At 66.1% G+C, this 20121-nt stretch carries 17 protein-coding genes; 7 read left to right on the top strand and 10 right to left on the bottom strand.

The genetic code is table 11. The features are described from left to right. From gspL to gspG, 6 genes are all read right to left on the bottom strand, one after another. Nucleotides 1–858 (bottom strand): type II secretion system protein GspL (gene gspL, locus AB4Y44_RS34225; RefSeq protein ID WP_368702015.1); only part of this gene is annotated, 858 nt, incomplete at its 3' end. A gap of 34 nt (nucleotides 859–892) precedes the next feature. Then, on the bottom strand, nucleotides 893–2023 hold the full coding sequence (gene gspK / locus AB4Y44_RS34230) for a type II secretion system minor pseudopilin GspK (RefSeq protein ID WP_368702016.1): 1131 nt from the start codon (nucleotides 2021–2023) through the stop codon (nucleotides 893–895). Further along, nucleotides 2020–2703, bottom strand: a complete 684-nt coding sequence (locus AB4Y44_RS34235; protein ID WP_342920281.1) for a prepilin-type N-terminal cleavage/methylation domain-containing protein — start codon at nucleotides 2701–2703, stop codon at nucleotides 2020–2022. The genes gspK and AB4Y44_RS34235 overlap by 4 nt, the downstream gene beginning before the upstream one ends. Beyond that, nucleotides 2681–3109: a type II secretion system minor pseudopilin GspI gene (gspI, locus tag AB4Y44_RS34240; protein ID WP_342920282.1), complete on the bottom strand. Its 429-nt coding sequence runs from the start codon at nucleotides 3107–3109 to the stop codon at nucleotides 2681–2683. Before gspI ends, AB4Y44_RS34235 begins: the two co-directional genes overlap by 23 nt. Nucleotides 3110–3122: 13 nt before the next feature. Then, on the bottom strand, nucleotides 3123–3656 hold the full coding sequence (locus AB4Y44_RS34245) for a GspH/FimT family pseudopilin (protein WP_368702017.1): 534 nt from the start codon (nucleotides 3654–3656) through the stop codon (nucleotides 3123–3125). Nucleotides 3657–3677: 21 nt separating this feature from the next. Continuing rightward, nucleotides 3678–4142: a type II secretion system major pseudopilin GspG gene (gspG, locus tag AB4Y44_RS34250; protein WP_342920284.1), complete on the bottom strand. Its 465-nt coding sequence runs from the start codon at nucleotides 4140–4142 to the stop codon at nucleotides 3678–3680. A 211-nt stretch (nucleotides 4143–4353) separates the two neighbouring features. Here gspG and AB4Y44_RS34255 point away from each other — a divergent pair, with 211 nt between their 5' ends. Next, nucleotides 4354–4767: a hypothetical protein gene (locus tag AB4Y44_RS34255; protein ID WP_342920285.1), complete on the top strand. Its 414-nt coding sequence runs from the start codon at nucleotides 4354–4356 to the stop codon at nucleotides 4765–4767. A gap of 45 nt (nucleotides 4768–4812) precedes the next feature. Here the strand turns inward: AB4Y44_RS34255 and gspF are convergent, their stop codons facing one another. From gspF to gspD, 3 genes are read right to left on the bottom strand one after another with little or no spacing between them, the layout of a single operon-like run. Further along, nucleotides 4813–6030, bottom strand: coding sequence for a type II secretion system inner membrane protein GspF (gene gspF, locus AB4Y44_RS34260; RefSeq protein WP_254319335.1), 1218 nt, complete (start codon nucleotides 6028–6030; stop codon nucleotides 4813–4815). A gap of 58 nt (nucleotides 6031–6088) precedes the next feature. Beyond that, entirely contained in the window at nucleotides 6089–7585 is a 1497-nt protein-coding gene (gspE, locus tag AB4Y44_RS34265) for a type II secretion system ATPase GspE (RefSeq protein ID WP_368702018.1), read from the bottom strand. Then, nucleotides 7582–9918 (bottom strand): type II secretion system secretin GspD, encoded by a 2337-nt coding sequence (gene gspD / locus AB4Y44_RS34270; RefSeq protein ID WP_368702019.1) that lies wholly within the window; start codon nucleotides 9916–9918, stop codon nucleotides 7582–7584. The genes gspE and gspD overlap by 4 nt, the downstream gene beginning before the upstream one ends. A 542-nt stretch (nucleotides 9919–10460) precedes the next feature. On the opposite strand from gspD, the gene AB4Y44_RS34275 reads away from it, so the two are divergent. Further along, a complete protein-coding gene (locus AB4Y44_RS34275) occupies nucleotides 10461–10910 on the top strand; it encodes a lytic transglycosylase domain-containing protein (RefSeq protein WP_342920288.1) in 450 nt (149 codons plus the stop codon). Nucleotides 10911–11086: 176 nt separating this feature from the next. After that, entirely contained in the window at nucleotides 11087–12412 is a 1326-nt protein-coding gene (locus AB4Y44_RS34280) for a GTP-binding protein (protein ID WP_368702020.1), read from the top strand. 133 nt (nucleotides 12413–12545) lie between these two features. On the opposite strand, the gene AB4Y44_RS34285 is transcribed toward AB4Y44_RS34280, so the two are convergent. Continuing rightward, nucleotides 12546–12824 carry an HU family DNA-binding protein gene (locus AB4Y44_RS34285; RefSeq protein ID WP_027815965.1) on the bottom strand — a complete coding sequence of 93 codons (279 nt, stop codon included), beginning with the start codon at nucleotides 12822–12824 and terminating at the stop codon, nucleotides 12546–12548. Between the two features lie 463 nt (nucleotides 12825–13287). Between AB4Y44_RS34285 and mnmC the strand changes: the two genes are divergently transcribed. From mnmC to AB4Y44_RS34305, 4 genes are all read left to right on the top strand, one after another. Further along, nucleotides 13288–15270 (top strand): bifunctional tRNA (5-methylaminomethyl-2-thiouridine)(34)-methyltransferase MnmD/FAD-dependent 5-carboxymethylaminomethyl-2-thiouridine(34) oxidoreductase MnmC, encoded by a 1983-nt coding sequence (gene mnmC / locus AB4Y44_RS34290; RefSeq protein WP_368702021.1) that lies wholly within the window; start codon nucleotides 13288–13290, stop codon nucleotides 15268–15270. A 936-nt stretch (nucleotides 15271–16206) separates the two neighbouring features. Beyond that, a complete protein-coding gene (locus AB4Y44_RS34295) occupies nucleotides 16207–17412 on the top strand; it encodes a cation:proton antiporter (RefSeq protein ID WP_342920291.1) in 1206 nt (401 codons plus the stop codon). A 54-nt stretch (nucleotides 17413–17466) separates the two neighbouring features. Continuing rightward, nucleotides 17467–18582, top strand: a complete 1116-nt coding sequence (locus AB4Y44_RS34300) for a YbdK family carboxylate-amine ligase (protein ID WP_368702022.1) — start codon at nucleotides 17467–17469, stop codon at nucleotides 18580–18582. 765 nt (nucleotides 18583–19347) lie between these two features. Next, nucleotides 19348–19986: a MarR family winged helix-turn-helix transcriptional regulator gene (locus AB4Y44_RS34305; RefSeq protein WP_321907216.1), complete on the top strand. Its 639-nt coding sequence runs from the start codon at nucleotides 19348–19350 to the stop codon at nucleotides 19984–19986. The last annotated feature ends 135 nt before the right edge of the window (nucleotides 19987–20121 follow it).

A 20121-nucleotide genomic window follows, 5' to 3' on the forward strand; every position in this document is an offset into this window, starting at 1 on the left:
CGCGAGCGCCTCGAACGTGAGCGTCTGCGCACCCGGCAACGCGGCGGCCAGCGACGCGCGCGCGGCGGCGCTCACGGGCTCGCCCGGCAGATTGGTGAGCACGTAGCCGGAAACCGGCGCGCCGCCGGCGAGCGCCGTGACAGTGGCGGCGACGCTCGCGGCGGGCACCGCGAAGCCCTCGGCGAGGGCGCCGCGCACGATCGCGAGTTCGAGCGCCGCTTGCGCCGTGGCGGCCGCGGGCTCGAGCGCGACGCCGGGCAGCAGCGTGGGCGCGGTCGCGACGACATGGCCGAGCACGCACGCGGTCACGGGTTCGGGCGCGGGCGTGGCGGGAGCCGCGGCTTCAGGCGCTGCGCCCGGCTCTGCCGCCCCGGCAGGTTCCGTCACCGGAACCTCCTGAACCGCTTCCACTGCCTGCGCGGCCGGCAGGCAGCGCGCCACCGGCACGGCGCGCAGATTGCGGTGCCCCGCGGCGGTGAAGCCTTCCAGCAGAAAGCGGAACCAGCCGCGATCGATGGCCGCCACGACCTGGCGGCCGTCGGCCAGGCGCTTGGGATCGAGCGCCAGATGGCAGGTCTGCGCATCCTGGATCAGATGATCCTCGACCACGTTCGGCAGCGCCTGACGCAGCCGCGGCCCCTTGAGCGGCGGCACGGTGGCGGCGAGCGTGAGCAGGTCGCGCGCGGCGATCATCAGGATGGTGGCCGAGGCCTTCGGCAGCAGCCCCAGCGCCGAGCGGCCCGCGCGCTGCGTGTTGCCCGTCTTGTCGAGCAGCACGAACGGCAGCTCCGGCAGCTGCCATTCCTGCGAGTGGACCGCCGGGTCGCGGGGCGGCATGAGAACGATCAGCGTGCTCAAACGCACCTCTTTTCGATGTTGGTCGGGGACGGATTCATGGTTCGTCGCGAACGCGCACGATGCGCGTCGTATGAGTGAGCGGGTCGCGCCAGACTAGCGTCGTGCGGTCCACCTCGGCGCGCTCGTGCTGCACGCGCCCATGGACGAGAAAATAACTCGTGTTGACGTCGATCTGCGTGGTATCGATCGAGGCCTGCTTCACGCCCACGCCTTCGAGCGCGAGCTGCACGTCGCTCACGTTGCGGAAAAACACGCTCTGGCGGCGCGCGACGAGGGCCTGTGCATTCGACAGGCTCATGCCCGTTACGACGGAGGCGATCACCTCGGCGCTCGCCGTGTTCATGTTCACGGGCGTCACCGTGGGCAGGATCGTCACGAACGGGCGCAGCCGCGCGACGGCGTCGGGCGTGAAGCCGGGCACGTCGAGCAGCGAATCGACGCTCGTCATCAGGATCGGGGCGACGCCGCTGTTGCTGTCGGCATCCGAGAGGCCGGGGTTGTCGGTGTAGTTGCCGCCGCCGGTCGAACCGCCGCCTGCGAGCACCTCGGTTTGCGAGGTGCCGCTCGTCGTGGCGGTTTGCGTCTGAAAGCGCGTCGCCGAGTAGGCGAGGCCCGAGCGCAGATACACCGCAGTGTTCTTGGCGAGCTGCTGGTCGATGCCGAGAATCTGCAACAGGCGCGCGAACGCTTCGATCCCGGTCAGGTTCAGCTGCAGCGAGCCCGGCGCGCTGCTCGCCACGAGATCGCGCAGATTGAAGCGCGCCTGGGCGTCTTCGATCGAACCCGAGAGCCAGGTGTCCGCGCCCTGTTGCGCGTGCGCCTCGCCGATCTGGCCGAGAAAGTCGGACAGGCGCGTTCTCGCGAGCGGCACGCCCCACGCGCCGCCGAGATACGTGATGCCCGCCGACGTGTCCGCTTCGGAGCGCAGCACGAGGCGCGTCCAGTCGAGCGAGGCGCGCGCGATCCATTGCGCCTGCGCGAGCAGCCGCTGGTTCTCGATGCGGCGCAGCTGCACCTGCTGGCGCCACAACATGCCCGAGACGAGGATCGCCGACAGCGCCACGACGAGCAGCGCGCTGATGATGGCCGCGCCGCGCCGTGCGCGTGTAGCGCGGCTGGAACGTCGACATCGTCGGGCGGATGTTCGTTGTGTGCGCAACGTCATTCCCCCACCATGAATACGCGGGTCACCGGCCGCTCGAGCGAATGCGAACCCACGCTCACCTGTACGCCCGTCACCGCGCGCGGCAACGGCGCGTTGCCGAGCTGCGGTACCTTGAGATCGTTGTTGTAGCCGCTCACCTGCGAGCGCACGTCCTGCATGTTCGCCGTCCAGCCCGTCTTCGGCACGTACAGGCGCGCGTTGATGACGTCCACGCCGCTCATCATCGGCAACGCGCCCCAGTTGTCGCCTTCGCCGCCGCGCAGCGCGCGCCGCAGCTCACCGAGATTGGCGAGCGGGGGCGACGCATAGCGCACCACCTGGCCGCCCGACACGCGGTAACGCACCACCTGCAGGCGCGGCGCCGCGCCTGGCGGCACCGCGAACGCGCGCACGATCTGCAGCGCGCCGCCGTCGAGCGAGATGGCGACGCCGCCCGCCTCGTCATCGGAGGTCGCTTCGCGCAAGTCGATGCGCATCTGGTCGAACATCTGCGCGAACACACGTTCCTCCGCCATCGAGCGCGTGATGGTTTCGCGCCCGCGCACGATCTCGTCGAGGCCGCGCCAAGAGAGGATCGCCACCACGGCCATGATGGCGATCGCCACGAGCAACTCGATCAGCGTGAAGCCGCGCGCTGACGAGGCGGCGCGCGCGCGGTCACAACGAGCGGTTCGTCTCATTGGCGAGCACCGTGACGAGTTGCGCGAGATTGCCGGAACGGCCGGGCGTCGCCACCGACACCTCCACGCGCCGGAAGACGGGGTTGGGCGTCGTCGCGACATGCTGCGTGCAGGTCAGGCGCAGATTGCCCTGCGAGCAGTCGAACGTGCTCTCGCCGAGGTCCGGCCATGCGTGCGCGAGACGCAGTTGCGCAAGCGTGTTGTCCGCACTCCAGCCCGCGAGCAGGCGATCGTGCAGATCGCCCTCGCTTGCGGCGAGACTGCCGACAGCGCGCAGCGACGCGGCCAGCGCAATCGCAATGATTGCGAGCGCAACCAACACCTCGATCATCGTGAAGCCGCGCTCACGCACCTGACGAGCCGGACGAACCCCGCGAGCGCCGTAGCCGCGCCTTCTTCCACGCATCGAGAGCCGCATCTCAACGCACCTCGAAGCGGCCGGTGCCGGTGCCGACGATCGTCGCGCGGCCCGCTGCCGAGAAGAGCGTGACCTGCACCGGCACGTCCACGGCTTCCGTGCCGAAAATGAGCCGGTTGGCCTGCGTGTCGTCGCTGCCGGGGTAGGTGATCGCCACGCCGGTCACGCCGCCTTCCCAGTTGCGCGGACCGAGCAGATCGTCGCGCAGCGGACGCCAGCCGTCCTCGGTATGAACGTCGAAGCGGAACCCGCCCGCGAGGGGCTGCCATGCAATGGGCCGGGCACGCACCTGCGCCTCGTCGCCCGCCGATTCGAACAGCAGCGCGAGCCGTTGCGCTTCTTCGTTCAGGTCGGTGCGCGGATTGCGCGTGAGCGTGAGCGAAGCGAGCGAGATGAGAATCCCCGCGATCAGCAGCACCACGAGCATTTCGAGCAGCGTGAAGCCCGCCGCGCGCGAACGCATGCCCGCGCGAGAGGCGCGCGCGCTGCGTGGCGATCGGCGATCCCGGCAAGGGACAAGGCTGCTCGGTTGCATGGCTGCGGCGTGGCGGACGACTTACTGCCAGGACCCGACGTCGGCGTCGTTGCCTTCGCCGCCGGGTTTGCCATCGGCGCCGTAGCTGAATACGTCGATCTCGCCGTGCACGCCCGGATTCAGGTACTGGTACGCATTACCCCACGGGTCATTGGGCAGACGCTCCAGATAGCCGCCGTCCTTCCAGTTGTTCGGCACGGGGTCGGTCGTCGGCTTTTGCACGAGCGCCTGCAGCCCCTGGTCCTGGGTCGGATAGCGGCCGTTGTCGAGGCGATAGAGCTTCATCGCCTGCATGATCGTGCCGATGTCCTGGCGCGCGGCGACGCGGCGCGCTTCGTCGGGACGGCTCATGATCTTCGGCACGATCAACGCGGCCAGAATGCCGAGAATCGCGATCACGACCATGATTTCGATGAGCGTGAAGCCGCGTTGGCGGCGCGCGCGCATGACTTCGATTTCGGCACGGCGTTTGGCCCACATGGACATGAGTTCTTTCCTCCCTCGCTAGATATGGTTGCGGTGCACGCCTGTGCGCCGCGCTTCGTCCCGCCTGCAATCGAACCCGCCGCTCGATTCGGCCGGGTCCTCGCACGCATGACGGGTCATTGTAATGTCACACGATGACGCCTTTCCGACGCCTTGCGGGCATGGCAAACGCGTACATCAAAATTTTCATAAACCTTCGTACAATGAGCGCATGAACCCACTGCAAATCCGCCTTCTTTCCCTCGCCGCGTTTGCGGTGTTCTGCGCCACGGCCACGTGGTGGGGAATCACCCTGGCCACGAACCACGCAGCGCCGGTGCAGGCCGCCGCCGCCCGGGCGCCGGTTTCGCTCGACCAGGCCGGCACGCTGTTCGGCGGCAGGCTCGAGCGCAACCCCGTACAGGACATTCACCTCTTCGGCATCCTCTCGCTCGCGCAGGGCGCTGCGGCCATCGTCAGCGTGGGCGGTGAACCGCCGCGGGCGATCTCGCTCGGCGGCCCGATCGACCAGAACTCCAAGCTCTTCGAAGTGCGCCCCCGCTCGATCGTCATCGACCGCCACGGCGCGCACTCCGAAATCTTCCTGCCGCCCAACGCAGCCGGTCCCACCATCTACGTGCGCTGAGTCCCGCGCGCCCGGCTTCCCGCGACTTCGTGCGGTTCGTACGCCTTACTGCACGAGGTTGTTCAACTCGATGATCGGCAGCATCACCGCGAGCACGATCACGAGCACCACGCCCCCCATCGCCAGGATCAGCAGCGGTTCGAGCAGGCTCGTGAGGAACATCGTGCGCCGTTCGAGTTCGCGCGCCTCGCCTTCGGCCGCGCGGTCGAGCATGGTCGTCACGTCGCCGGTCGCCTCGCCCGAGCGGATCAGGTGCACGAGCACGGGCGGAAACGTCTTCGTGTTGCCAAGCGCCCGAGACAGCGAGGTGCCTTCGCGCACACGCACGATGGCTTCGTCGATGTTCGTGCGCATCGCCTTGTTCGAGAGCGTTTCGCCGGCCGCCTGCAGCGCGCGCAGGATCGGCACGCCTGCCGCACTCAGAATGCCGAGCGTGCTCGCGAAGCGCACGGTGTTGTAGCCGCGCACGAGCTTGCCCGCGAGCGGCGCGGTCAACATCCAGCGGTCGAATGCGAGACGCGGGCCGGGCCGGCGCAAGGTCGAGCGCACGATCCACGCCACCACGGCCACGGCGATCAGCACCGCCCACCACCACTGCCGCACGAAGCCCGAGAGCGCCATCATCACGATGGTGAGCAAGGGCAGTTGCTGCTTCGTGCTCGCGAACACGTTGACCACTTGCGGCACCACGTAGCTGAGCAGGAACGTGACGATGCCGAACGCGATGATCGTGACGATCGTCGGGTAGGTGAAGGCGAGCACGATCTTCTGCTTGAGCGCGTTGCGCTGCTCGATGTAGTCGGCCAGACGCGAGAGCACGATGCCGAGCTTGCCGGTGTGCTCGCCCGCGGCCACGAGCGCGCGATAGATATCTGGAAAGTCGCGCGGATGCTGCTCGAGCGCGCTGGCGAGCGAATGTCCGCCCAGCACTTCGGCGCGAATGGCCGCCATCAGCTCGCGGATGTAGTCGCGCTCGGACTGCTCGGTGAGCACGGCAAGCGCTTCGCCGAGCGGCAGGCCCGCAACGAGCAGGCTCGCGAGCTGGCGCGTGAGAATGGCCTGTTCGCGCTGCGAGAGCTTGCGTCCGAGCGCGAGCCGCTGCTGGCGCGCGCCGCGCGTGCGGCTCGCGGCGGGTTCGACCACGAGCGGCGTGAGGCCCTGGCCGCGCAGCAGCGCGCGCGCGCCGCGTGCGCTGTCCGCGTCGAGCACGCCTTTTTGCGGCTTGCCCGTGGCGTCGATGGCTTCAAAGCGAAATGCCGGCATGTTGCTGATCGCCCTCGCTTTTATTGAGCGTCCAACTGGGGGTTCATCGGGCGGCCCATCACGCGCCGCCCGTCACGCGCAGCACTTCCTCGAGCGAGGTCCTGCCCGCCTCGACCCAGCGCTCGCCGTCTTCACGCAGCGTGCGCATACCTTGTGCGCGGCCGGCCTCGAAGATCTCCGCATCGGCGGCGTTGCGGTGGATGAGCGCGCGAATCGGCTCGTCGATGAGCAGCAGCTCGTACACGCCGCGCCGCCCCGAATAGCCCGAATGGCCGCAACGATCGCAGCCCACGGGATGCCAGCGCTTCCTGCCGTCGTCTTCCTCGCGTTCTTCCTTGCACACGGGGCAGAGCTGGCGCACGAGGCGCTGCGCGAGCACGCCGAGCAGGGACGACGCGAGCAGATACGGCTCGACGCCCATGTCGGTCAGACGCGTCACCGCCGAGGCGGCGTCGTTGGTATGGAGCGTGGCGAGCACGAGGTGGCCCGTGAGCGACGCCTGCACGGCGATCTGCGCGGTTTCGAGGTCGCGGATTTCACCGATCATGATGATGTCCGGGTCCTGACGCAGGATCGAACGCAACGCACGCGCAAACGTCATGCCGATGCGCTCGTTCACCTGGGTCTGGCCGATGCCCGAAAGGTCGTACTCGATCGGGTCTTCCACGGTCATGATGTTGGTCGTGGCCGTTTCGAGCCGCGACATCGACGCGTAGAGCGTGGTCGTCTTGCCCGAGCCCGTCGGGCCGGTCACGAGCACGATGCCGTGCGGCTTCGCGATCAGCTGGTCGAACTTGCCGAGCGTGTCGCCGGCCATGCCGAGCGCTTCGAGGTTCAGGCGCTGCGCATCTTTCTCCAGCAGACGCAGCACCGCACGCTCGCCGTGGCCCGTGGGCAGCGTGGAGACGCGCACGTCCACCGGACGCCCGCCCACGCGCAGCGTGATGCGGCCGTCCTGCGGCAGGCGTTTCTCGGCGATGTCGAGCTGCGCCATGATCTTGATACGCGAGATCAGCGCGCCATGCAGCGCCTTCTTCGGGCGCACGACGTCGCGCAGCGTGCCGTCCACGCGAAAGCGCACGACCGATGCATTCTCGAACGGCTCGATATGAATGTCCGATGCCTGCTCGCGCGCGGCCTGCGTGAGCAGGGCGTTGATCATGCGGATGATCGGCGCGTCGTCTTCGGACTCCAGCAGGTCTTCCACTTCGGGAATGTCCTGCATGAGGCGCGAGAGATCGACTTCGCCTTCCACTTCGCCCACCACTTGCGCCGCGCTGCCGTCCTGGCGCGCATAGGCCTGGTTGATGGCCTGCGCGAGTTCGTCGGCCGGCACACGCACGAGCGCGAACGCGCCGAAGTTGCGCGCGACCTCGGCGATGGCAGCCTGCGAGGTGCGCTCGCTGATCCACACTTCGAGGCCTTCGGCGCGCTGCTGGGCGACCAGAATCTGGCCGCTGCGCGCAAAGCCGTACGGCACGAGGCGCGCGGCAAGCGGCGAGGGCGGCTCGCGGTCCGCGCCGCCGGTGGCCGCAGGCGCGTGCGGCGTGCTCACGGCTGCACCCGCGTAGTGGCAGGCGCCGCCTGTTGCACCGGCGTAGTTTCCACCGGCGCCGTTTGCACGGGTGCGGCGGGCTGCATCTGCACGGCGCTTGCCGGGTTCGCGGGCGCCGCGGGCTGCACGCCCAGCGCCTGTTGACGCCGCATCTGGTCGAGATCGAACAGGTTCAGCACGGAGCCGCCCTGGCTCGGGCCGACCGGCATCGGCGGCACGACCGGGTCGTCGCGATCCTTGATCAGGTTGTTGTCGGACTTGTAGGCGCCCGTTACGCCCTGAATATAGTCGTAGCGATTCGACGTGACCGCCTGCGCCGTGTCGCGATCGTTGATGATCACCGGACGCAGGAACACCATCAGGTTGGTCTTCTCGCGCGTCTTGTTTTCCGAGCGGAACAGCTGGCCGATCCACGGGATGTCGCCGAGCAGCGGCACCTTGCTGTTGGCGACCTGGTAGTTGTCCTGCATCAGGCCGCCCAGCACGATGATCTCGCCGTTGTCGGCCAGCACGGTCGACTGGATCGAACGCTTGGTGAACTCGGGGCCGGCCGGGTTGGTCGTCGCGTTGGTCGTGCCCGTCACGATCGCCGAGTCTTCCGTGTACAGCTGCAGCTTCAGGATGCCGCCGTCGGTGATCTGCGGCTTGATGTGCAGCGTCAGGCCCACGTCCACACGATCGTAGGTGTTGAACGCCGTGCTCGCCGTGCCGCTCGTGAGGTTCGAATACGAACCCGTCTGGATCGGCACGTTCGTACCGACGACGATCTTCGCTTCCTGGTTGTCGAGCGTGATGAGGTTAGGCGTGGACAGCACGTTGGCATCTGCCGTTTGCGAGAGCGCCTGCAGCAGCGCGCCGAGACCCCGCACACCGAAGATGTTCTTGATCCAGCCAACATTCAGGCCTTGCTGGAGGGTGGAAGCCCCGAGCGCGCTTGCGAGGCCGCCGGTGCTGGCATCGGCGGCCGCAGCCGCCGTCAGGTTGATGATGCTGTTGCCGCTGCCAGTGGCAAGATTGGTGCCGGCGTACAGATTGCCATTCGCCACCTGCCACTGAATGCCCAGGTTGGCGTTGGTGGTCGAGTTCAGCTCGACGATCAGCGCTTCGATATAGACCTGCGCGCGCCGCGCATCGAGCTGGTTGATCACGGCGCGCAGGTTGCGGTACACCGCGTCCGGGGCCGTGATGATCAGCGAGTTGGTCGCCGCGTCGGCCTGGATCATGCCGCCCGGCTGGTTCTCGTCGCCCTTGTCCTTGTCGCCACCGAGGAACGGGGCTTCGTTGCTGCCGCCGCCGCCGCTGCCGTATGAACTGCCCCCGCCGAGCGAACTGCCCGACGACGTACCGCCGCTGAGCGAGCTCGACGGCAGCGGCGGCGTGCCGGAGGTGCCCGTCGACATGCTGCTGCCGCCGCCGCTGTTGCCGGCCTGGTTGAAGCCGTTCGCGTTGCCCGACGACGATGTATCGTTGCCGCCCTTGCCGAGCATGCCGCGCAGCGTCTTGGCGAGCTGCGTGGCGTCGGCGTTGCGCAGCGGCACGACGTGAATGTTGCCCGGCATGCTGGTCGGCGCGTCGAGCTGCTTCGAGAGCTGGACCGCGGAGGCGAGGCGTTGCGCGTTCGAGGCGCGCAGCATCAGCGAGTTGGTGCGCGGGTCGGCGATGACCGAGACCTTCAGCGACGGGTCCGAGGCGCCGATCGCGCCCGGGTCGAGCATCTTCGCGATTTGCGGCGCGATGTCGAGTGCATTGGCGTTGTGCAGCGGCACCACCTGGACCTGCTGGCCGGCGGCCGAGTCCACACCCGCGATGATCGAGGCGATGCGGCGCACGTTGTCCGCATAGTCGGTCACGATGAGCGTGTTGTTGGCCGGGTAGGCGGCGATGGTGTTGTTCGGCGAGATCAGCGGGCGCAGCACCGGCAGCAGGTTGTTCGCCGACTCGTGCCTGAGCGTGAACACCTGGGTCACCACCTGGTCGCCACGCGCGGTGGGCGCATTGCCCACATAGGTCGGCACGCCCTGCAGCTTGGCGTCGGCTTCCGGCACGACCTTCAGGACGCCGTGATCCTGCACGAGCGCGAAGCCTTGCATGCGCAGCGCCGACTGCAGGGTCTTGAGCGCCTGGTCTTCAGGCACCGGGTTCTCGGAGACGAGATTGAGCTGCCCCTTCACGCGGGGATCGACGATGATCGTTTTGCCGGTGGCGGCGCCAATTGCCTTCGCCACCTGGTCGATGTCGGCGTTGACGAAATTGAGCGTGACCTGCGCATAGGCAAGCTGTGCCGTAATCAGTCCGCTCACGAGCAGCGCCGTGGCGACGCGACGCAAAGCCATACGATTTCTTCTCATGGGTGTCTTATCGAAGCCAGCGGCAGACGCGCGCGGCTATTCGTCCTCGACGTACGGCTGTGGGGCCGACTCGCCTGTGCTTTCCTGACTAGTGCCGGCGCCGGCTCTCCTCAGCCCGGACGTCCGTTAGTCAACAAAAGATGGAACAGTAGCAGTTTTTCATGTCGAATTTGTCACAAAAAATGGGGCTCCGGGGAATTCTTCTAATCGCCGAGCCGCGCCAGCCGGCAATCCCAAGCTGTTTGTAAGCATGCGTGCCTCATGAGCCGGCGTGCGCGGACTTCGATTGGTTCGAAGCGCCGCGTCTTGTCCGAGCAGCCAGCTTGACGCGTCATCGGTGACCGGTATCATACGAGCGGCCCGAAGGATGGCCAACGCACGTTTCCCCCGCCTTTATGTGGGAATTCCCGCATTGCGCGCCAGAAATCAGGCCGGCCAGCGAGAGATTGCGTCATCCTGCAGGCTGCATCGTTCGCCTCTTTGCTTGTCCTTTGCTTGTCCTTTTGTCTGCTTTCGCGCGAGTCGCCATGCCGAACGTCTGGTCCGCTACGCTTGTCGCCGCCGTGGTGCTCGTCACCGCCGCGAGCGTCAGCACGCTCGCGCATGCGGACTGTTTCGACGAGGCCGCGCGCTACCAGAAGGTCAATCCACTGATCCTGCGCGCCATTGCCTGGCAGGAGTCGCACAACCGGCCCGACGCAGTACACAGGAATGCGAACGGTTCGATCGACTACGGCGTCATGCAGATCAATTCCGTGCATCTGCCCGTGCTCTCGCAGTACGGCATTTCGCAAAGCACGCTCATGGAGCCGTGCAAGAACGTCTATATCGCCGCGTGGCATCTGCGCCAGAAGATGAACAAGTACGGCAACACGTGGGCGGCCGTCGGCGCTTACCATTCCGAAACGCCGACGCTGCGCGACCAGTACGCGCAGCAGATCGCCGACATTCTGCGCAAGTGGCATCTCATGCAGTAGCACGCTTGAGCGCCTGTTGAGCGCTCGCCGCGTGCTCGCGCCCTGAATGCGGCGGCACGCGTGCCCTGCGCGGCGCGCGTGCATGGTGCAAAATGCTGGCTGGCGCCGCTCCCTTACGAGGATTTCGATCCTTTCGCGCGGCGCGCCTCCCGACTCACTTTCTGCACCAAACTGCGATGAACCAGCCGCCACTGCCCGTCACCGTGCTCTCGGGTTTTCTGGGCGCGGGCAAGACCACGCTGCTCAACCATATCCTGTCGAACCGCGCAGGCCTGCGCGTGGCGGTGATCGTCAACGACCTCGCCTCGGTGAACATCGACGCCGCGCTCGTGCGTGACGCCTCGGCACTCTCGCGCGTGGAAGAGCGCGTGGTCGAATTGTCGAACGGCTGCATTTGCTGCACGCTGCGCGACGACCTGCTCACCGAGATCCAGCGCCTCGCCGATCCGGCTCGCGCCGGCCAGCGCTTCGACGCCATCGTGATCGAATCGACCGGCGTGGCCGAGCCCATGCCGATCGCGGAAACCTTCACGTTCGCCGGCGACGACGGCATCGCGCTCGATGAATTCGCGCGTCTCGACACGATGGTCACCGTCGTCGACGCATTCAACTTCCTGCGCGACTACGCGAGCGCCGACCAGCTTGCGCAGCGCGGCGTGGCAGCGAGCGAGGAAGACGACCGCGCGATCGTCGAACTGCTCGTCGATCAGGTGGAGTTCTGCGACGTGCTCGTGCTCAACAAGGCCGACCTCGTAAGCGACGACGAACTCGCACGCTTGCAGCACATTCTCGCGCGCATCAATCCGCGCGCGGTGCAGGTGGTGAGCCGCTTCGGCAACGTGCCGCTCGAGGAGGTGATCAACACCGGCCGCTTCGATTTCGATGCGGCATCGAGCGCGCCGGGCTGGCTCGCCTCGCTGCACGAGCATGACCATTGCGAAGACCCGGCGCATTGCCACGATCCGGCGCATGCGCCGCGCAGCGAAGCCGACGAATACGGCATCAGCAACTTCGTGTATCGCGCACGCCGCCCGTTTCATCCCGAGCGCTTCTGGGCGCTGCTCAACCAGGAATGGAAGGGTGTGCTGCGCTCGAAGGGTTTCTTCTGGCTCGCCACGCGCAACGACGTGACGGGCACGCTCTCGCAGGCGGGCGGCGTGTGTCGTCACGGTCCCGCGGGCACGTGGTGGGCGGCGCTGCCGCGCGAGGAATGGCCGCAGGACGCCGAACTCGAAAAGGAAATCGCCGCCGACTGGCAAGGCGATCTCGACGACCCGAGCGTCGGCGATCGCCGTCAGGAGCTGGTGATGATCGGCGTGGATCTCGAGCGCGACGCATGGCGCGCGAAGCTCGATGCATGCCTTCTCACTGATGCGGAATACGCGGCAGGCCCCGAAGCCTGGCTGGGCTACGCCGACCCGTTCCCGTCGTGGGAGCTCGACGACGACGATCACGATCATGATCACGGCGATCACGACGAGATCGTCCACCGTCCCGCCTGACCGGAACGACGCGCTCAACGAACAACGGCGCCGCAAAAATGCGGCGCCGTTTGCTTTTTCGCCAGCGATGCATGCACCTCGCAGGCGAAAAAAAACCCGCCAGGGGCGGGTGTCAACTTAAAGCGGCAATGCCTTAGCGCTTGTTGACGGCGTCCTTGAACGCCTTGCCAGCCGTGAACTTGACGGTCTTGGCAGCGGGAATCTTGATGGTTTCGCCGGTCTTCGGGTTACGGCCCGTACGGGCTGCGCGCTTGCCCGAACCGAAGCTGCCGAAGCCGATCAGCTGAACCGCGTCACCCTTCGACACAGCCTTCTTGACCACTTCGAGGAGCGTGTCCAGCGTCTCGCCGGTTTGTGCCTTGCTAGCGCCCGTCTGTGCTGCGACGGCGTCGATCAGTTCCTGTTTATTCATTGAGAAGTTCCTTTCTGTGTTTAGGTTGACACGAACAGCGCGAACGCGCCGATTATACGGACGCGTGCCGCGCCGTCGAGCAGCGACGGACCCGGAGCACCCCGGCGTTTTCGCGTTGCGGCGACTAGCGTGTGTCTGATGCCGCAACGTCCGTGCTGCCGCTTCCCTGGGCGGCGCTTGCTATGATAGCGCAGCGCAAACCCAATAACGACAAGGGTTTCGAAGATTTCGCGCGGGAAATGCGGGTTTTTTGGAGCTTGTAGACCTTTTTCGGGTATCCACCCCCGCAAATCCCTCCGTCTGCGACGTTTTTCCCGCCGCACGCGTTGCGCCGCGCCAACGCAGCATGCGCGCAAACGCCAGCCCGGCAAGCGTTTGCGGCGACGCGATCCGCCTTCGCCACACGCTTTTTGCAGCCTCGCTGCTTGCCCGTTTTCTCCTCACCTCTGGCTTCGCGTTCCTCATGACCGCCACCCTGACACCCGCCACGCTCGCCTTCCGGGAAGACGGCACACCGTTTTCGCCCATCTATGGCGACGTCTATCACAGCACTGCAGGCGCATTCGCACAGGCTCAAGCCGTCTTTCTGAACGGCAACGCGTTGCCGCAGCGCTGGCAAGACCGGCGGATCTTCACCGTGGTCGAAACCGGCTTCGGCATGGGCGTAAACTTTCTCGCCACGTGGTCGGCATGGCGCGACGACCCGGCGCGCTGCGAACGCCTGCATTTCGTTTCGGTGGAAAAACATCCGTTCGTGCACAACGACCTGCGAAGCGCACTCGACGCAGTCGTTGCGCACGCACGCGAAGCGCCGCTCGCGCGCGAACTCGTGAACGCCTGGCCGATGCTCGTGCCGGGCACGCATCGCCTCGAATTCGAGGGCGGACGCGTCACGCTCACGCTCGTTTTCGGCGATGCGCTCGAGGTCTTTCCCAAAATGTGGATGCGCGCCGATGCGATCTACCTCGACGGCTTCGCCCCGGCGAAGAATCCCGACCTCTGGTCGCCGGCCATTTTCAAGGCGCTGGCGCGTATCGCTGGCGAGGACGCCACCTTCGCGACCTGGAGCAGTTCGGGCGACGTCAAGCGCGCGCTGCAGCAAAACGGCTTCGAATACCACAAGGTGGAAGGCTTCAACGGCAAGTGGGCGATGCTGGTCGGACGCTTCGCGCCGCGCTGGCGCGTGCGCCGCTACGAGCCGCCGCTGCCGCTTGCGCTGCGCGAGCGGCACGCGGTCGTCGTGGGAGCGGGACTCGCCGGCTGCGCACTCGTCGAGCGGCTGGCCGCGCGCGGCTGGCGTGTGACGCTCGTCGAACGCAACGCCGCGCCCGCGCTCGAGGCATCGGGCAATCCGGCCGGCGTATTTCATCCGCTGATTTCACGCGACGACAGCAACGCGTCGCGCATCGCGCGCGCGGGGTTTCTCTATGCGCTGCAACGCTGGGCCGCGCTCGAAGCCGCCGGCCATGCGCCCCGGCGCTCGCACGCCGGCTTGCTCCATCTCGCCACCGACGACGAGTCGCGCGCAGTCGCCGCCGCGCTGGAATCGTTCGGCTATCCCGAAGAATTCGTGCGCGCCGTCACGCGCGAGCAAGCACAGACGCTGGCCGGCGTCGCGCTCAATCAGGGTGGGTGGTTCTATCCGCATGGGGGCGCGATCGACCCGGCAACGCTCTGCCGCGCCCAATGCGCCTTCGCCGCCGCGCTGCCCGGCGCCCAGGTCGAGACACGTTTCGGTGTGCGTATCGGTCACATTGCTCGCGCCGACGAACCGGAATCCGGCGAATGGCAGGTGTACGACGAGGCCGGAGGGCTCATCGCCCAGGCAGCCGCGGTGATCTTCGCCAACGCTCAGGACGCTTCGCGCGCCGCCGCGCTCGCGCATGCGCCCACCCGCATCGTGCGCGGTCAGCTCACGCTCGTCGATCCCAGCCCGCTCGCGAACCTGCGCGTGCCCGTGATCGGCGAGGGCTATGCGGTGCCGCTCGACGGCGGCGTCACGCTCGCTGGCGCCACCTACGAAGTCGACGACGCCAACGACGCGCTGCGCGCCGCCGGCCATGCCGAGAACATCGAACGCGTCGCGCAGATGCTCCCTGAGCTTGCCGCGGCCCAAAGCGCGGGCGAGCGCGATTTCGCGGGCCGCGTGGCGTTCCGCTGCGTCACCAGCGACCGCATGCCGATGCTCGGCCCGCTCGCCGACGAAGACGCCGCCCGCCGCGACGCCCAACGTCTGGCCGGCGCATGGCCGCTCGATCTGCCGCGCGCAAGCGGCCTCTATGGCGCGTATGCGTTTGGCTCGCGCGGGCTCGTCTGGGCGGGGCTGGGGGCGGAGCTGATCGCGTCGCAGCTGGAGGGCGAGCCGTGGCCGCTGGAGCGGGAACTCGCAGACCAGCTGGACCCGGCGCGCTTCCTGCAGCGCGCCTTGCGCCAGCGCAGTCTTTGATCGCCTCACACGGAAAAGCGCCGCCCAGGTTATCCACGCAAATCTGTGGATAACTGCGCGAATTGCCAGCGAATCGAGTGTGGAAGCGGTGTGGACGTAAACGGGGTAACTCGGCACGCCCCGCTCCAGGCCCAAAAGTTACTCTTCGAAGTGCGCATGGACCGCACATGCTTTGCGCGCGGTTGTGCGAGCGCCAACTCGCGGATTCCTTTCGGTAAACCCCGGTTATCCACAGGAAATCCAGGTCCTTGTTAACTTCTACTACGTATACATACGGTAAACAGTAAACCCCAAGCTAGCGCCATCGCTGCCGGCAAAGACGATCCAGCCGGAGCTTGAAAACCCAGACGAAAGCCGGCCGCCGATGCGGTCATTTTTTCCGCATACGTCCGCAAAAGCGCACAATACGGACGCTATTACCGTCTTTGTCGATGCTTTCGAAGGGGTGGGGACAATTGCAAAAAAGCTATGGCACAATCGCCGTTCTTTCCGCGTCAAACGCCGCATCAGACGGTCGACGCATCCAAGGAACGGTTGCCCCTCATCCTGAATCTGAGTGCTCAGGGTAGACGGCAGCGTTCGTTCATCCAACGCGGGCGCAGCCACACCACACGCAACGCGCCCGTACCGGCTGTTCGCCGCACCGTCATGTGCCGGCTGCTTTGTCGCAGCGTTTTGCCACACGGTTTGCCCGGGCTCGCCGCAGGAAGCGCATATTCGCGCCAGCTCGCCCAATCGTCATATCGTCGGGCCAGTCGGCTGCGTCGATTGGCGCAGCGCCAGGCGCAGAGCAAGCAGGCAACGGACGGGGAGTAGAGGTGTCGTTCGCCTCGTGCGGCATGCGGCTTGCCTGTTAGCCAGTCGTATGTCGATCTAACGTCGGACAGCCGGATTCGATCCCACGCAAGATGTTGTTGCCAAGGAGAAGCCACCACGATGAAGTCGGCGTTTTCATTTTTTCCCGCCTGGCCGTTGCAGCTCGACGGTATTTTCTGGGCCGGGCTCGCACTGCTCGCCGCCGGTTTGTGCGGCGAGCTTTGTTATCGGGCGTGGCGCTTGCCGCGGATCTCGGGCTATGGAGTGATCGGGCTCATTGCCGGATCGGCCGGGCTCGGCGTGATCGACGCCGATGTCGGCACGGCCGCGCGGCCGCTGCTCGACGTCGCGCTCGGCCTGCTGCTGTTCGAACTGGGCAGCCGTCTCGACCTGCGCTGGATCCGCCGCAATCCCTGGCTCATCCTGTCGAGTCTTGCCGAGTCCTCGCTCACCTTCGTGCTCGTGCTCGCGGTGCTGCTGTTCCTTTCCGTGCCGACGATGATCGCGCTCGTCGTGTCGGCGATCGCCATGGCGACGTCGCCTGCCATGGTGATCCAGCTCAAGACGGAACTGCGCGCAGAAGGCCAGGTCACGCAGCGCCTGCTCACGCTCACGGCGCTCAACAGCATGTATGCGGTGATCGTCGAAAAGCTCGCCTCGACCTGGCTGCATCAGGAGATGTACGGTAACGTGTTCGCGACGATCCTGCAGCCGCTGTATCTGCTGATCGGCTCGCTGATTCTCGCGTTCGTGCTCGCCCGCGCATGCACGCTGTTTTACCGCCGGCTGAGCCCGCAGGACGAGCACTCGTTCGTCGCGCTCTTCGGCCTCGTGCTGCTGGCGATCGCCATCGCGCACCTGCTGAAGCTCTCGACGATCCTGAGCCTGCTCGCCGCCGGCATCATCGTGAAGAATCTGGAGCCGCGCCCGCAGCTGTGGCCGCAGCATTTCGGCACGGCCGGATGGCTGCTCACGGTGATTCTGTTCGTGCTCACGCTCACCACGTTCGAGTGGCACGACATTCTCGTGGGTGGCGTGGCGGCGGCGGGGCTGATCGTCGCGCGTCTCGCGGCCAAGCTCGTCGGCGTGCTGATATTCGCCAAACCGAGCGGGCTGCACTGGAAGCAGGGGGTGGCGCTCGGCCTCGCCTTGACGCCCATGTCGGCGCTCGCGCTGCTGCTCGTCGAGGACACCTACGAGCTCTATCCGACGTTCGATCCGCGCCTGCGCGCGATCATTCTGTGCTCGATCGTCGTGCTGCAGCTCTTCGGACCCTGGGTGGTCTACCGCGCGCTTGCGCTCGTCGGCGAACGCGGCGAAAAATGAATCCCGCGGCGCGCGCGGCCGGCGGCTTGCGCGCGACGCCCCGAAGGAAACGCCATGTCACTTGAAACGTTTGTCGATTCGAAGCCGTTCACGTTCGGCATCGAACTCGAAATGCAGATCGTCAACACGCACGACTACGATCTGACCAAGGCGGGGAGCGACCTCATGCGCCTCGTCAAAGATCAGGAGATTCCGGGCAATATCACGCCCGAAATCACCGAAAGCATGATCGAACTCTCCACCGGCATCTGCACGAATCACGAGCAGGCCGTGGCCGATCTGCGCAAGATTCGCGACGTGCTCGTCGGCGCGGCCGATCGTCTCAACGTCGGTCTGTGCGGCGGCGGCACGCACGCGTTCCAGCAATGGAGCGACCGGCGCATCGTCGATACGCCGCGCTTTCAGTATCTGTCCGAACTGTACGGCTACCTGGCGAAGCAATTCACGGTGTTCGGCCAGCACGTGCATATCGGCTGCCCGGATGCGGACAGCGCGCTGTTCCTGCTGCACGCCCTTTCGCGCTTCATCCCGCATTTCATCGCTCTCTCGGCGTCGTCGCCGTATGTCCAGGGCGTGGACACCGGATTTCATTCGGCACGACTGAATTCCGTGTTCGCGTTTCCGCTGTCGGGCCGCGCGCCGTTCGTGCTGAGCTGGGAGGAGTTCAAGGAGTACTTCTCGAAGATGGTGCACACGGGCGTTGTCAACAGCATGAAAGACTTCTACTGGGACATCCGCCCGAAACCCGGCTTCGGCACGATCGAGGTGCGCGTGATGGACACGCCGCTTTCGGTGGAGCGCGCCGCCGCGATCGCCTGCTACATCCAGACGCTCGCGCGCCATCTGCTCACCGATCGGCCGATCGCGCCGCTCGAGGACGACTACCTCGTCTACACGTTCAACCGCTTCCAGGCTTGCCGCTTCGGCCTCGCCGGCACCTGCGTGAATCCGCAAACGGGCGAGCGCCGCACGATTTCCGAAGACATTCTCGAAACGCTGGACCGGATCGCGCCGCACGGCGAGGTGCTCGGCTCGACGCGCGCACTCACCGAAATCGGCACGATCGCCCGTGCGCAGAACAACGACGCCACGTGGCTGCGCAGCGTGGTGGCCGAGGAAAAATCGCTGCACGAAGCGGTGCGCCAGCAGTGCCTGCGCTGGCGCGCCTGACGGGAATCGAAAGGGGGAGCCGGCGGACACACAGGACCACTGACCGATTTTTGCGGGGTGCCGGATGCGCCCCGCGCCGGCCAGGCAGGATGCGAGGGCAGCTTTCGGGCTGCCCTTCGTGCTTCCAGGGACCGGAAAACGGGTAAGAAGCTGTTAAGAGCGGGCCAAAAACGGGTCGCGTTGGTTCCGCACGCCACTTTTTTCGCGGTGGACAAAAATTTTTTTACCGGCTTCGAGGTACCTGGGGGTTCTTATTTTTTTGACCTGGGTCCCGACATGGTCCATATTCAAGGACAAATGGCCCAGGCGGTTGTGGGTAACCTTCGTTTTCCCTGCAAACTCAATGGACTACGTAATGATTGGTTAGTCACAATCGGGCAGATTCCAGTTGCGTTCGGGACAGAAATCCGCGATAACCTGCATGGGTCACGGGGCGGCGGCGGCGAGCGGCGCGGAACCTGTGCACAAGGCAATAGCCTGCTTATCAACGGGTTATCCACAATTCGCACTGGATAAGTTAGCTGTGCGATTTGCCGCTCTCGCATAGAATGTCGGTTTTGCTGCACCGGCGTCGGGACTTGAAGGATGTTTCCGGGGCCAGCGGCAAGAAACATGACGGTGCAACGCGTACGATGGCGTACGCGAAGCAGGAATTTTTTGAGATGGTGCGGCGCTCGGGGAACTGGGCGCCGGCGTTCCCACAGGCCGTCGGTCAAAGCGGCGGCTGACGATGCAGCGCAAGCTGCCAATAACCAGCGAAAGACTATGAGCGAAGGCGTATACGGAGAGCAGGCAGCCGGGCGGGTGACCCATAGCCTGCTGCGACTGAGCACGGCAATGCGGAGCCAGGCGTGGGACTGGGCCGAAGGGGCAGGACTCACGCCTACCCAGGGCGAAATTCTCGTGCTGCTGATGCAGCGTAAGGGGCCGATGCGCCTCGGCGAGATCGCGCGTGAAACGGCCCTCACGGCCGCGACCACCAGCGATGCGGTGAGCACGCTCGAAACCAAGGGGCTGGTCGAAAAGCGCCGTGCGCTCGACGACGGCCGCGCACTCGCAGTGCGTCTCACGTCGCGCGGCCGCACGGCGGCGAAAAAGGCCTCGCAGTGGCCCGACTTCCTGTCGAAGGCGGTCGGCACGCTGAAGGCTGACGAGCAGTCCACGCTTTATCGCACGCTGCTCAAGACGGTTTATCTGCTCGAAGCGCAGGAAACCAGCCCGCAGCACCGGATGTGCCTGACCTGCTCGCATTTCGAGCCGAGCAAGAACCCGAAGAAGACGCCGCATCACTGCCAGCTGCTGAACATCGACATGGCTGACACGGATCTGCGTCTCGATTGCTCGGTCTACGAACAGGCCGACGTGACGACCCAGAAGAAAAACTGGAAGATCTTCGCGGTTTAAGGCCGAAGCTGCGCCGCCGCCCCCATGCGGGCGGCGCGCGTCATGCATGTAATGCACGGTAATGCAAAGCAGCGCGCGGTCGTTGGTGTGCCGACGCTGCGTGCTGACTTTGCGTGTATCAAACGCGTGCGTGGC

Source organism: Paraburkholderia sp. BR10937 (assembly GCF_040965695.1).
Classification (GTDB): Bacteria; Pseudomonadota; Gammaproteobacteria; order Burkholderiales; family Burkholderiaceae; genus Paraburkholderia.